Here is a 14,088-nt window from a genome sequence, read left to right on the forward strand (position 1 = left end):
CGGCTCAGACCAGCCAGATCGCTTCGGCGGCCGGGTGACCGAGGTCGATCGTGCGGCCCTCGGTCCGGCCCAGCCGGACCGAGATGGTCCCGGCGAAGTCGCGGCGTTCGAGGACCGTGATGTCGGTGTCGAGCGCGATCCCGACCTCGTCGAAGTAGCGCAGCATCGCGGGGTCGGAGTCGGAGATGCGGGCCACCCGGCCGTGGTCGCCGTCGTTGAACTCGCTCAGGGCGCGGGCGGGCGGTGCCGGGATCGTGCCGTCGGGCGACGGGATCGGGTCGCCGTGCGGGTCGCGTTCGGGATGGCCGAGTTTGGCGTCGATCGCCGCGACCATCCGTTCGGAGACGGCGTGTTCGAGGATCTCGGCCTCGTCGTGCACCTCGTCCCACCCGTAGTCGAGCTCGCGGACCAGGAAGGTCTCGATGAGGCGATGGCGACGGACCATCGCCACCGCGGCCTGCCGACCCTCGTCGGTGAGCGAGATCGCGCCGTATCGCTCGTGGTCGACGAGTCCCTGGTCGGCGAGGCGGCGCACCGCTTCGGACACGGTGGACGCCGACACGCCCAGCTTCTCGGCGAGCAGCTTGGTGGAGATCTTCTCCCCGGACCACTCCTGGACCGTCCACATGATCTTGAGATAGTCCTGTGCGACCGAGGACAACATCTCGGTCGCGGTGGTCTCGTTACTCTCAGGCACGCGTCCAGCTTAGGTAACCGTCACCCGGGAATCACGCTCTCCGTCGGCTCGCTCGCCCTTTCGCCCTCCGGGGCGCGGCGACGCGTCACGAGCCGGGTGAGGACGCCCTGCCGCGGCGCGAACAGGTACGCGAGGGTGAAGACCACGGCCTGGGCGAGCACCACCACGCCGCCGGTCGCAGCATCGGTGTAGTAGCTCGTGTACACACCGACCACCGACGCGATCACCGCGAGTACCGGTGCGATCACCAACATCCGGGCCATCCGGTCGGTGAGCAGATAGGCCGTCGCGCCCGGGATGATGAGCATCGCGACGACCAGGATCACACCGACCGCCTGCAACGCGCTGACGATCGTCACCGCGAGCAGCGACAGCAGCAGCGCCGACAGCGCGGCGGGGGACAGGCCGAGGGTGTGCGCCTGGACGCGGTCGAAGGCGAACAGCGTCAGATCGCGGCGCTTCGCGACGAGGACAGCCAGCACGACGGCCGCCAGGATCGACACCTGCCAGACGTCGCCCGTGGCGAGACCGAGCAGGTTCCCGAACAGCACGTGGTGCAGGTCGATCTGGCTCGGGTTCTTCGAGATCAGAACCACGCCCAGGGCGAACAGTGTCGTGAAGACGATGCCGATGGTCGCGTCCTCCTTGACGCGGCTCGTGCCGCGGACGAGCCAGATCAACGCGACGGCGATGCCGGCGAAGACGAGGGCTCCGAGCGCGAAGGGCACCCCCACCAGATAGGCGAGGACGACACCGGGCAGCACGGCATGCGAGACCGCGTCGCCCATCAGCGACCAGCCGATGAGCACGAGCCAGCAGCTGAGCAGCGCGCACACGATCGTCGCGGCCACCGCGACGAGCAGCGCGCGCTGCATGAAGCCGTACTGCAGGGGTTCGATCAACGTGTCGATCATCGTCCGGCCTCCTGTGCGTACGTCTCCCGTGCGAAATCCTCGGCCCGCCCACCGTTCGCCGGTGGGGGAGCACCGAAGGCGCGGGCGAGGTTCTCCGGGAGCAGGACCTCCTCGGGGGAGCCGTGCACGAGCACGCGCCGCTGCAGCAGCACCGCCTCGTCGCACAGTTGCGCGAGACCCGCGAGATCGTGGGTGGCGACGAGGATCGCGTGACCGCTCGCCGCCAGTTCGCGGATGACGGCGGTCAGCGCGTGCTCGGTGGTGGTGTCGACCCCCGCGAACGGCTCGTCGAGCAGCAGCAGCGGCGAGCCCTGCGCGATCGCCCGTGCCACGAAGACACGCTTGCGCTGACCGCCCGAGAGCTGCCCGATCTGCCGGCCGGAGAGCGCGGTCATGCCCACGCGTTCGAGCGCGGCGTCGACGGCCTCGTGGTCGGCGGGGCGCGGACGGCGCAGGAAGCCCTGGTGGCCGTAGCGTCCCGTCATGACGACGTCGCGTACGCCGATCGGGAAGTTCCAGTCGACGGCCTCGGACTGCGGCACGTAGGCGACCTGCGTGCGGCGACGCGCCACGGTGGTGGTCGTCCCGCCGATGGTGACGCGACCCGAGGTGGGTCGCACGAGACCCATGATCGTCTTGAACAGCGTCGACTTGCCCGAGCCGTTCGTGCCCACGAGTCCGCAGACGCGGCCCGGTGCGAGCTTCAGGGTGACGTTCTGCAGGGCCAGGACAGTGTCGTAACGCACCGTCACGTCGTCGACGAACAGTGCCGGTGTGTCGAGTGTCGAAGTCATGGCCTCAGTCCCGTCGTGATGACGTCGATGTCGTGTCGGAGCAGATCGAGGTAGGTGGGGACGGGGCCGTCCGCCTCGGAGAGCGAGTCGACGTAGAGGATTCCGCCGAATTCCGTTCCGGTGTCGGCGGCGACCTGCCGTTGCGCCTTGTCCGAGACGGTCGATTCGCAGAACACCGCCGGCACCTCGTTGGTGCGCACGAAGTCGACGGTGCGGGCGATCTGCTGGGGGGTGCCCTGCTGGTCGGAGTTCACCGGCCACAGATAGGCCTCCTGCAGCCCGGCGTCCCGCGCGAGATAGCTGAACGCGCCCTCACAGGTGACGAGTGCGCGCCGGTCGGCGGGCACGCCGTCGAGGGCGGTGACGAGTTCGGTGTGGAGACCGTCGAGTTCGGCCTTGTACGCCTCGGCGCGGGCCGCGAAGTCGTCCGCGTATTCGGGGGCGAGGTCGGCCAGTGCCGCGGCGATGTTGTCGACGTAGACGCGGGCGGCGAGCGGGGACATCCAGGCGTGGGGGTTGTACGGGCCCGTCGTCGCGCCCTCGCCGATCGGCAGGGGGTCCACGCCCTCGCTCACGACCACGTGCTCGGCGTCGACGTCGGCGACGAACTGCTCGAACCACCGCTCGAGACCGAGTCCGTTGTCGAGGACGAGATCGGCCTCGGTCGCGAACCGCAGGTCGCCCGGGGTGGGCTCGTAGCCGTGGACCTCGGCGCCGGGTTTCGTGATGGACTCGACCCGCACGTGTTCGCCGCCGACGTTGCGTGCCATGTCGGCGAGGACGGTGAAGGTGGTCAGGACCAGGGGCCGGTCGTCGGCGGAACCGGTGGTGGAACACGCCGTGAGGGCGGCAGCGCAGGCCGTGGCCGCGAAGACGGCGATCATGCGACCGGCGCGGGAGGATACGGACCGTGTTCTGTGGGCTCTCGACGAAAAGTTCGGCACACCGAAATTATGCATTCGCAGGGCCGTCAACGTCATGTGGGGCACGCCGGGAGCCATCCGGGCGTGCCCCACCCGCTCATGAGCCGTAGGCTGCCGATGTGCAGAGATGGCGAGGTCTGGACGAAATTCCTGCGGACTGGGGTCGGTGTGTACTCACGATCGGCGTGTTCGACGGTGTACACCGCGGCCATCAGCAACTCATAGCGCGTGCCGTCGAGGCCGCGCGGGCACGCGGTGTGGCCGCCGTGCTCATGACCTTCGATCCCCACCCCATGGAAGTGGTACGCCCCGGCAGTCACCCGGCGCAGCTGACCACCCTCGCGCGGCGCGCCGAACTCGCCGAGGAACTCGGCATCGACGTCTTCTGCGTCACGCCGTTCACCCCGGAGTTCATGAAGCTCTCACCGGAGCGGTACGCCCACGAGATCCTCGTCGAGCGACTGCACGTGGCCGAGGTGGTCGTGGGGGAGAACTTCACCTTCGGCAAGAAGGCTGCCGGCACCGTCGACATGCTCCGCTCGATCGGTGAACGCTTCGGGTTCGCGGTGCAGGGGCTCACGCTGGTCGCCGAGCACGCCGTGACGTTCTCGTCGACGTACATCCGTTCGTGCGTCGACGCCGGGGACGTCGTCGCGGCCGCGGACGCACTCGGGCGCCCGCACCGGGTCGAGGGTGTGGTCGTGCACGGCGACGGCCGCGGTCGCGGACTCGGATTCCCGACCGCCAACGTCGCACCGCCGATCTACGCGGCGATCCCCGCCGACGGCGTGTACGCGGCCTGGTTCACGGTGCTCGACTCCGGTTCGCCCGTCGAGGGACTCACGGCCGGTCAGCGTTACCTCGCGGCCGTGTCGGTGGGTACCAATCCGACCTTCTCCGGACGCAAGCGCACGGTCGAGGCGTTCGTCCTCGACGAGAAGGCCGATCTGTACGGCCAGCACGTGGCGGTCGACTTCGTCGAGCGGCTGCGGGGCATGGAGAAGTTCGATTCGGTCGAGGCGCTCATCTCCGCGATGCACCGCGACGCCGAACGAGCGCGAGAGGTCCTTACGAAGACTCCCGACTGACGCCGGTGTCGTTCGGGTGGCCGGTGTCGTCCGAACGAACGAAACTGCGAGTTCGGTAGCAAGAACCGCTTGTATGGCGTCACAATCGGCTACATGCTTTTTCGAGAGTGGAGGTCCGCGCGCCTTTCGTGGGTCGATGCGGGTAACTACTTTCAGTCGATCCCGGGACGGCCCACCGATTGGTGGTCGTTCGCCGTGTTCTCCGAGGACCGGGGACGCACTCCGGACCGCGAGGCGGTTCTGTCGTTCTTCGCCTCCCGGATGCACCTGGTCAGCGCTCTGGCACGTCGGATCGCCGACGCGCCGGGCTCACTGGACTATCCCTACTGGGTGAAGGCCGACCTCGCCGTCGACGACGTGGTCACCGTCCACGACGCGCGCAGTTCCACCTTCGAGGACTGGCTCGGGTCGGTGGCGCGACTGTCCGCCGACGGCGTCGACGCCGCCCGGTGCCCGTGGCAGGTGCACGTCTTCCGGGGCGTCCCCGATCCGGACGAGCCCGGCGCGACCGTCACCGTCGCCGCGATCCAGGCGAGCCATGCCATGCTCGTCGGTTCCTCCGCCCGGGGGCTCCTCGAAGCCCTGTTCGGTGAGGAGGGCCGGCCGCTGGAGGTCGACGGTCTCGCGCCGCCCGCCGGCACGACCCATCCCGTCGCGGCCACGACGCACGGCATCGCCCGTCTCGCGATCTGGCCGGTCGTCGCGCTCGGCGGGCTCGTGCGGGCACATCCGGAGGCGCGTCGTCGCCGTCAGGATCCGCTGCCCGGAACGGTAAGCGCGGATCCCGCCCCGGACAGGACTCCCGTCGTGCAGACGAACCGCCGGGTCATCCGCATCCTGCGGCCCGACCTGTCGGCGCTGGCCGGACGATCGTGGACGGTGACCGCCCTCGGGCTGACGGCGGTGTCGCTCGCGATGGAGCGCTATTACCGCGAGCGCGGGGAGGATGTGCCCTCGGAGTACGCGGCGGTGCCCGTGGCGCTCGGCGAGTCGGCGGCCGGGCTCGGGGTGAATCGCGTCGCGGGCGGTCTGGTGCCCCTGCACGTCGAGATCCCCGAGCCTGCGCAGCGCGCGGCGACGATTGCCGACTCCCTCGCGCGTGAACGGGCCCGCGTCGACTCGGCGGAGAGCATCGACGCGATGCACCGCACGGGCGCCGCGCCCTATCCGGTCTTCCGGCGTGTCTCCCGCGCGCTTGCGCGCGCGCTCGCGTCCGGAGCGGTCCCCGGCGTCGCGACGGCGCTCAGCAGCGTCAACTGCGGTGCGGACGTACGGTGGTCGGTGCCGTGGGGGCACCTGGAGTTCATTGCCGGTGTGCAGGCCCTCGTGCCGCGTGTCGACTTCATGCACACCTTCGCGCGGGCGGGGGATGCGTTCGCGGTCACCGTCCTGGCCCCGGCACGGGACGACAACCGTCCCAACCGCGACATCGACCGGTACGTCGAGCTGCTCGATCAGGGTTTCGCCGAGGTGTCGGCCGCGGTGGGCCGCGCGGGTGCCGGCCGGCGTTGAACCCCGATCGTGGTTCGGCGGCGGAAGCCGGCTCTGATAGGCTGGACCGTCGGTGCGCGCTGCGGTTCGCGGTGGCCGTACCGGGCGGACTCCGGTCCGTCTACCGTCACGCGGACGTCAGTTGTACAGGAGTGACCCAGTGGCTCTGACCACCGAACAGAAGAAGCAGATCCTCGGCGAGTACGGCCTCCACGAGACCGACACCGGTTCCCCCGAGGCGCAGGTGGCACTGCTCACCAAGCGCATCGTGGACCTCACCGAGCACCTCAAGCAGCACAAGCACGACCACCACTCCCGCCGCGGCCTGCTGCTGCTGGTCGGTCGTCGTCGCCGCCTGCTGAAGTACGTCGAGAAGGTCGACGTCGAGCGTTACCGCTCGCTCATCCAGCGTCTGGGTCTGCGTCGCTGACGCGGACACGACACGACCTGATCTGCATTCGCTGATCTTTTCCGGCAGCCGACGGGGTACCCACTACACTGGGCCCCGTTGGCTGTCGGTGTTTGTGCCGGTTCGGCCGGCGACTTCCATCGCCTCCAGCGGCGATGATCCGTATGCACCGACGGTGTCGGTCCTCGGTAGTGACCTTCCGGTCCCGTCGGGTGTCGTATCCCGAATCCGCCGGAGGGTTTCGATCGACGACCGCCTCCGTGAGTCGGTGCGCAGCCGTGGCCACGGGGGTCGCGGCGCCCGCGCGGGTACGGCGAAGACGAAGAGGGAAGAGAAGACATACAGATGACAAGCACTACCGCAGTCGAGATCGACGAAGGGGTCTACGAGACCACCGCGACGCTCGACAACGGTGCCTACGGCACCCGCACCATCCGTTTCGAGACCGGCCGCCTCGCACGCCAGGCCGCCGGTTCGGTCGTCGCCTATCTCGACGACGAGACCATGCTGCTCTCGGCCACCAGCGCCTCGAAGCAGCCCAAGGACCAGTTCGACTTCTTCCCGCTGACGGTGGACGTCGAGGAGCGCATGTACGCCGCGGGTCGCATCCCCGGCTCGTTCTTCCGTCGTGAGGGACGCCCCTCCACCGACGCGATCCTGACCTGCCGTCTGATCGACCGGCCGCTGCGCCCGTCCTTCGTCGACGGTCTGCGCAACGAGATCCAGGTCGTCGTCACGGTTCTGAGCCTGAACCCGAACGACCTCTACGACGTCGTCGCGATCAACGCCGCGTCGGCCTCCACCCAGCTCGCCGGCCTGCCGTTCTCCGGCCCGGTCGGTGGCGTGCGTGTCGCGCTCATCGTCTCCGACGACAACAAGTCGGGCCAGTGGGTCGCGTTCCCGACCGTCGAGCAGCTCGAGAACGCCGTCTTCGACATGGTCGTCGCCGGTCGCATTGTCGGTGGGGCAGACAACCCCGACACCGCGGACGTCGCGATCATGATGGTCGAGGCCGAGGCGACCGAGAACGTCATCGCGCTCGTCGACGGTGGCGCCCAGGCGCCCACCGAGTCCGTCGTGGCCGAGGGCCTCGAGGCGGCGAAGCCGTTCATCGCCCGCCTGTGCATCGCGCAGCAGCAGCTCGCCGCCGCCTCCGCGAAGCCCACCGGTGAGTTCCCGCTGTTCCCGCCCTACCAGGACGACGTCTACACCGCGGTCGAGTCCGCCGCGTCGGAGAAGCTCGCCGAGGCGCTCACCATCGCCGGCAAGCAGGAGCGCGACGACCGCACCGACGAGATCAAGGTCGAGGTGCTCGAGCAGGTCGCTCCGAACTTCGAGGGTCGCGAGAAGGAGATCGGCGCTGCCTTCCGCTCGCTGACCAAGAAGCTCGTGCGCCAGCGCATCCTGCGCGACCAGTTCCGCATCGACGGCCGCGGTGTCACCGACATCCGTGCCCTCTCCGCCGAGGTCGCGGTCGTTCCCCGCGCCCACGGTTCGGCGCTGTTCGAGCGCGGCGAGACCCAGATCATGGGTGTCACCACGCTCGACATGGTGAAGATGGCGCAGCAGGTCGACTCGCTCGGTCCCGAGACCAGCAAGCGCTACATGCACCACTACAACTTCCCGCCGTACTCCACCGGTGAGACCGGTCGTGTCGGCTCGCCGAAGCGTCGCGAGATCGGCCACGGTGCCCTCGCAGAGCGCGCGCTCATCCCGGTTCTGCCGAGCCAGGAGGAGTTCCCCTACGCCATCCGTCAGGTCTCCGAGGCCCTCGGCTCGAACGGCTCGACGTCCATGGGTTCGGTCTGCGCCTCGACGCTGTCGATGCTCAACGCCGGTGTGCCGCTCAAGGCCCCGGTCGCCGGTATCGCCATGGGCCTGGTCTCCGACGAGGTCGAGCTCGAGGACGGCACCCGCGAGACCCGCTACGTCGCCCTCACCGACATCCTCGGTGCGGAGGACGCGTTCGGCGACATGGACTTCAAGGTCGCCGGCACGAAGGACTTCGTGACCGCCCTGCAGCTCGACACCAAGCTCGACGGTATCCCGTCGCAGGTCCTCGCCGGTGCGCTCTCGCAGGCCCACGATGCCCGCGCCACGATCCTCGAGGTCATGGCCGAGGCCATCGACACGCCCGACGAGATGAGCGAATTCGCTCCGCGGATCACCACCATCAAGGTCCCGGTGGACAAGATCGGTGAGGTCATCGGCCCCAAGGGCAAGATGATCAACTCGATCACCGAGGAGACCGGCGCCAACATCTCCATCGAAGATGACGGCACCGTCTACGTCGGTGCAGCGGACGGCCCGTCCGCGCAGGCCGCGATCGACAAGATCAACGCCATCGCCAACCCGCAGCTGCCGAAGGTCGGCGAGCGCTTCCTCGGCACCGTGGTCAAGACCACGGCGTTCGGAGCGTTCGTCTCCCTGCTCCCCGGCCGCGACGGCCTGGTGCACATCAGCAAGCTCGGCAACGGCAAGCGCATCGCCAAGGTCGAGGACGTCGTGAACGTCGGTTCGAAGATCCGCGTCGAGATCGCCGACATCGACAACCGCGGCAAGATCAGCCTCGTCCCCGTCGAGGACGAGTCGGCCGAGGCCGCTGCGACCGGCGAGAACGCCGAGTCCTGATCACCCCACCCGCCTGCCGGTTCCCGGTGGGCGCGTGAACCCCGCACCCGTGGCGCCCGACATCCGGTCGGGCACCACGGGTGCGTCGTTTCCGGCAGACCATGGTTACCGGGGTGCAACGGCCGGACGTCATCCGGGTGAGATTCCGCCGAACCGGGTCCGGACCGCGCCCGGGAATGGTTCCCTGAGTATGTGAGAACGGACACGCAGGCGGATCTCGGGAGGTTGCGCGGAGCGAATCTGGTTCTGGCAACCTGGGTGTCCGCCATCAACTTCTGGGCCTGGAACATGATCGGGCCGCTGTCGACGACCTACGCCACCGACATGTCGCTCAGCAGCACGGAAGCGTCGACGCTGGTGGCCACGCCGATCCTCGTGGGCTCCCTCGGTCGCATCGCGGTCGGGGCGATGACGGACCGGTACGGCGGACGGGCGATGTTCATCGCCGTCTCGCTGTCGTCGATCGTTCCCGTCGTCGCGGTCGGATTCGCCGCCGAGGCCGGCTCCTATCCGTTGCTCCTGGTCTGCGGGTTCTTCCTCGGCATCGCCGGCACGATCTTCGCGGTCGGGATCCCGTTCGCCAACAACTGGTACGAACCCGCCCGCCGCGGCTTCGCGACCGGCGTGTTCGGGGCGGGCATGGTGGGCACGGCCCTGTCGGCCTTCTTCACCCCGCGTTTCGTGAACTGGTTCGGGCTGGTGCCCACCCACATCGTCGTGGCGGCCGCCCTCGCCGTGACCGCCGTGGTGTGCATCCTGATGATGCGCAATGCTCCCGATTTCCGTCCCAACACCGACCCGGTGCTGCCCAAACTGACAGCCGCGGCGAAACTCGGTGTGACCTGGGAGATGTCGTTCCTGTACGCGGTCGTGTTCGGCGGATTCGTGGCGTTCAGCAACTATCTGCCCACCTACATCAAGACGATCTACGGCTTCTCCGCCGTCGACGCCGGTACCCGCACGGCGGGTTTCGCGCTCGCCGCGGTCCTCGCCCGGCCCGTGGGCGGAGCGCTGTCGGACCGGGTGCCGCCGAAATACGTGGTCCTGGCCTCGTTCACCGGCACCGCCGTGATGGCGGTGATCGCGACCTTCCAGCCCCCGCCCGACCTGTGGTCGGCGCTGACGTTCATCACAATGGCGATCTTCCTCGGCATCGGCACCGGCGGTGTCTTCGCGTGGGTGGCGCGCCGCGCCCCGGCGCACACAGTGGGCAGTGTCACCGGCATCGTCGCCGCTGCCGGTGGGCTCGGCGGCTACTTCCCGCCACTGGTGATGGGCGCGACCTACGACGCCGAAGGCAACGACTACACCGTCGGTCTGCTCCTGCTCGCGGCGACGGCACTGGTGTGCCTGTTCTACACCGCATTCCGCCTGCACGCCCACGAACCGCCCCCTGTCGCACGATCCGGAACCCGCGACGTACGTGAGGAGAAGCCGTGACGGACACCGCCGGAGTCGGGAACCGGATCGAGGAACTGCTCGTGCGCAGCGGACGGTTCTTCACCTCCGGCGAGCAGTCCGACGACACACGCACGGTCACGCGGCGCGGTGGCCGCGAGGGCGACATCTTCTACCGGGACCGCTGGAGCCACGACAAGGTCGTCCGCTCGACCCACGGGGTGAACTGCACCGGCTCGTGCTCGTGGAAGATCTACGTCAAGGACGGCATCATCACCTGGGAGACCCAGGAAACCGACTATCCGACAGTCGGTCCCGACCGTCCCGAGTACGAACCGCGCGGATGCCCGCGCGGCGCGGCCTTCTCCTGGTACACCTACTCGCCGACGCGCGTGCGCTATCCGTACGCGCGCGGGCTGCTCGTCGAGATGTACCGGGAGGCGCGGCAGCGACTCGGCGATCCGGTGCTCGCCTGGGCCGACGTCCAGAACGATCCCGAACGGCGCCGCCGCTACCAGAGTGCCCGCGGCAAGGGCGGACTGGTGCGCGTCACGTGGGCCGAGGCCACCGAGATGATCGCCGCCGCGCACGTCCACACCATCAAGGAGTACGGACCCGACCGGGTGGCCGGCTTCTCGCCGATCCCCGCCATGTCGATGGTCTCCTTCGCCGCCGGATCCCGGTTCGTCGAACTGCTCGGCGGCGTGATGACGTCGTTCTACGACTGGTACGCCGACCTACCGGTGGCGTCGCCGCAGGTCTTCGGCGATCAGACCGACGTACCCGAGTCCGGGGACTGGTGGGACGCCTCCTACCTGATGATGTGGGGTTCGAACGTGCCCGTCACCCGCACCCCGGACGCGCACTGGATGACGGAGGTCCGCTACCGCGGCACCAAGGTCGTCTCGGTGAGTCCGGACTACGCCGACAACACCAAGTTCGCCGACGAGTGGATGGCGTGCGCGGCCGGTACCGACGGTGCCCTGGCGATGGCGATGGGCCACGTGCTCCTCACCGAGTTCTATGTGCGGCAGCGCGTGCCGTTCTTCGTCGACTACGTGCGCCGGTACACCGACCTGCCCTTCCTCGTGCGGGTCGAGGAACGCGACGGAAGGCTCGTGCCGGGCAAGAACCTCACCGCCGCCGATCTCGGGCACAGCGTCGAGAACGCGGCCTTCAAACCGGTCTTCGTCGACGGTACGACCGACACCGTCGTCGTACCCCCGGGCTCCCTCGGCTTCCGCTACGGCGACGACGGCATCGGAAAGTGGAATCTCGAACTCGGCGACCTCGTCCCGACATTGACGGTCGCGCCCGGCGGCGGGGGAGCGGGCGAGACCGCGGCGGTGTACCTGCCGAGCTTCGACACCGTCGACGGGCACGGTGAAAGCATCGAACGGGGCGTGCCGGTCCGTCGGATCGGGGACCACCTCGTGTGCACCGTCTTCGACCTGATGCTCGCGCAGTACGGGGTGAACCGTCCGGAGCTCGACCTGCCCGGGCAGTGGCCGAGCGGGTACGACGACCCGGGCTCGCCGTACACCCCGGCCTGGCAGGAGGCCCTCACCGGGGTGCCCGCGGCCCAGGCGATCCGGATCGCGACGGAGTTCGCCCGCAACGCCGAGGAGTCGGGCGGGCGTTCGATGATCATCATGGGGGCCGGCATCTGCCAGTGGTTCCACGGCGACGCGACCTATCGCGCCGTACTTGCGCTGCTCATGCTCACCGGCTGCATGGGACGCAACGGAGGCGGGTGGGCGCACTACGTCGGCCAGGAGAAGTGCCGTCCCGTCACGGGATGGGCGGCCATGGCGATGGGGACGGACTGGTCTCGCCCACCTCGCCAGATGGCCGGCACCTCCTACTGGTACGTGCACACCGACCAGTGGCGCTACGACGGTTACCGTGCCGACGCGCTGGCCAGTCCGCTGGGACGAGGTCGTTTCCGCGACAAGCACACGATGGACGTCATGGCGTCCGCGGTCGCCATGGGCTGGACACCCTTCTATCCCCAGTTCGACCGCAACACCCACGAGATTGCCGAACAGGCACGGGCGGCGGGACGGGAGATCCCGCAGCACGTCGCGCAGCAACTCGCCTCGGGTGAACTGAAACTGTCGGTGACCGACCCCGACGACCCGCGGAACTGGCCGCGCGTGCTCAGCGTGTGGCGGTCGAACCTGCTCGGCTCGTCCAGCAAGGGCAACGAGTATTTCCTGCGGCACCTGCTCGGCACCGATTCCAACGTGCAGGCCGAGCCGACCGCCCCCGGCCTGCGGCCCGGTGAGGTGGCGTGGCCCGACGACCTGCCCGAAGGAAAACTCGACCTGCTCATGTCGATCGACTTCCGCATGACCTCGACAACGTTGTTCTCCGACATCGTCCTGCCCGCCGCGACCTGGTACGAGAAGGGCGACCTGTCGAGCACCGACATGCACCCCTACATCCACGCCTTCACCGCAGCGGTCGATCCGCCCTGGGAAACCCGTTCGGACTACGACGCTTTCGGCGCCATCGCGCAGACCTTCAGCACCCTCGCCCGGACCCACCTGGGAACCCGCACCGACATCGTGATGGGGACACTGCAGCACGACACGCCCGCAGCGATGGCGTATCCGTCCGGCACCGAGCGGGACTGGCGCTCGACCGGCGAGGTGCCGGTTCCGGGGAGGACGATGGGTCCGCTCACCGTCGTCGAACGGGACTACGGTGCGATCGCGGAGAAGTGGGCGACGCTCGGTCCGCTCGTCGAGTCTCTCGGGTTGAACACCAAGGGCGTCGTGACCCGGCCGGACCGTGAGGTCGCCGAACTGGCACAGAGATTCGGCGTGATGGATTCCGGTGCCGGACAGGGACGTCCGGCGATCACCACCGCCGAACGCATGGCCGACACGATCCTCGCGCTGTCGGGCACGTCCAACGGCAGGCTCGCCGTCGAGGGTTTCCGTGAACTGGAGAAACGCACCGGACGGCGACTCGTGCACCTCGCGGAGGGCAGCGAGGAACGGCGGATCACCTACGCCGACACCCAGGCCCGTCCCGTACCGGTCATCACGAGCCCGGAATGGTCGGGGAGCGAAACGGGAGGTCGCCGGTACGCGCCCTTCACGGTCAACATCGAGGAACTCAAACCCTTCCACACCCTGACGGGACGGATGCACTTCTACCTCGACCACGACTGGCTGGAGGAACTCGGTGAGCAGCTCCCCGTCTACCGGCCCCCACTGGACATGTCGCGACTGTTCGACGAACCGGCCGTCGGCACGGGTGACGGAATCGGGCTGGCCGTTCGGTATCTGACGCCGCACTCGAAGTGGTCGATCCACTCGGAATATCAGGACAACCTGTTCATGCTGTCGCTGTCCCGGGGCGGGCCGACGATGTGGATGTCGCCGGCCGACGCCGCAAAGATCTCGGTGAGCGACAACGACTGGGTCGAGGCCGTCAACCGCAACGGTGTCGTGGTGTGCCGGGCGATCGTCTCGCACCGGATGCCCGAAGGGGTGGTGTTCGTCTACCACGCCCAGGACCGCGTCATCGACGTCCCGCGCAGCGAGACCACCGGACGCCGCGGCGGCATCCACAATTCGCTGACCCGCATCCTCATCAAGCCGAGCCACCTGGCCGGTGGATACGCGCAGACGGCCTACGCGTTCAACTATCTCGGCCCGACGGGCAACCAGCGCGACGAGGTGACGATCGTGCGTCGCCGATCCCAGGAGGTCGTCTACTGATGCGTGAGC

The 14,088-nt window shown here is 68.7% G+C and carries 10 protein-coding genes; 6 read left to right on the plus strand and 4 right to left on the minus strand.

What is annotated here, in order from left to right:
• Positions 1-4: 4 nt before the first annotated feature.
• Genes AC0LPE_RS09605 through AC0LPE_RS09620 form a run of 4 tightly spaced genes read right to left on the minus strand, consistent with a single transcriptional unit; the run spans position 5 to position 3,289 of the window.
• Positions 5-697, minus strand: a complete 693-nt coding sequence (locus tag AC0LPE_RS09605; RefSeq protein WP_016693574.1) for a metal-dependent transcriptional regulator — start codon at positions 695-697, stop codon at positions 5-7.
• 20 nt (positions 698-717) lie between these two features.
• A complete protein-coding gene (locus tag AC0LPE_RS09610) occupies positions 718-1,611 on the minus strand; it encodes a metal ABC transporter permease (protein ID WP_145691785.1) in 894 nt (297 codons plus the stop codon).
• Positions 1,608-2,405 carry a metal ABC transporter ATP-binding protein gene (locus AC0LPE_RS09615; protein WP_490606092.1) on the minus strand — a complete coding sequence of 266 codons (798 nt, stop codon included), beginning with the start codon at positions 2,403-2,405 and terminating at the stop codon, positions 1,608-1,610. The genes AC0LPE_RS09610 and AC0LPE_RS09615 overlap by 4 nt, the downstream gene beginning before the upstream one ends.
• Complete coding sequence (locus AC0LPE_RS09620; protein ID WP_145691783.1) at positions 2,402-3,289, minus strand: metal ABC transporter substrate-binding protein; 888 nt, start codon at positions 3,287-3,289, stop codon at positions 2,402-2,404. Before AC0LPE_RS09620 ends, AC0LPE_RS09615 begins: the two co-directional genes overlap by 4 nt.
• A gap of 158 nt (positions 3,290-3,447) precedes the next feature.
• On the opposite strand from AC0LPE_RS09620, the gene AC0LPE_RS09625 reads away from it, so the two are divergent.
• The 6 genes from AC0LPE_RS09625 to AC0LPE_RS09650 all read left to right on the plus strand — a co-directional run bounded on the left by AC0LPE_RS09625 (position 3,448) and on the right by AC0LPE_RS09650 (position 14,079).
• Positions 3,448-4,416, plus strand: coding sequence for a bifunctional riboflavin kinase/FAD synthetase (locus AC0LPE_RS09625; RefSeq protein WP_490606093.1), 969 nt, complete (start codon positions 3,448-3,450; stop codon positions 4,414-4,416).
• A gap of 93 nt (positions 4,417-4,509) precedes the next feature.
• Positions 4,510-5,928 carry a wax ester/triacylglycerol synthase domain-containing protein gene (locus tag AC0LPE_RS09630; protein WP_490606094.1) on the plus strand — a complete coding sequence of 473 codons (1,419 nt, stop codon included), beginning with the start codon at positions 4,510-4,512 and terminating at the stop codon, positions 5,926-5,928.
• 139 nt (positions 5,929-6,067) lie between these two features.
• Positions 6,068-6,337 (plus strand): 30S ribosomal protein S15, encoded by a 270-nt coding sequence (gene rpsO, locus AC0LPE_RS09635; RefSeq protein ID WP_006551263.1) that lies wholly within the window; start codon positions 6,068-6,070, stop codon positions 6,335-6,337.
• A 324-nt stretch (positions 6,338-6,661) separates the two neighbouring features.
• Positions 6,662-8,947 (plus strand): polyribonucleotide nucleotidyltransferase, encoded by a 2,286-nt coding sequence (locus AC0LPE_RS09640; RefSeq protein WP_160875925.1) that lies wholly within the window; start codon positions 6,662-6,664, stop codon positions 8,945-8,947.
• A 192-nt stretch (positions 8,948-9,139) separates the two neighbouring features.
• Entirely contained in the window at positions 9,140-10,387 is a 1,248-nt protein-coding gene (locus AC0LPE_RS09645; protein ID WP_490606095.1) for a nitrate/nitrite transporter, read from the plus strand.
• Complete coding sequence (locus tag AC0LPE_RS09650) at positions 10,384-14,079, plus strand: nitrate reductase subunit alpha (protein WP_490606096.1); 3,696 nt, start codon at positions 10,384-10,386, stop codon at positions 14,077-14,079. Before AC0LPE_RS09645 ends, AC0LPE_RS09650 begins: the two co-directional genes overlap by 4 nt.
• Positions 14,080-14,088: the final 9 nt, after the last annotated feature.

Source organism: Rhodococcus sp. S3 (assembly GCF_058211795.1).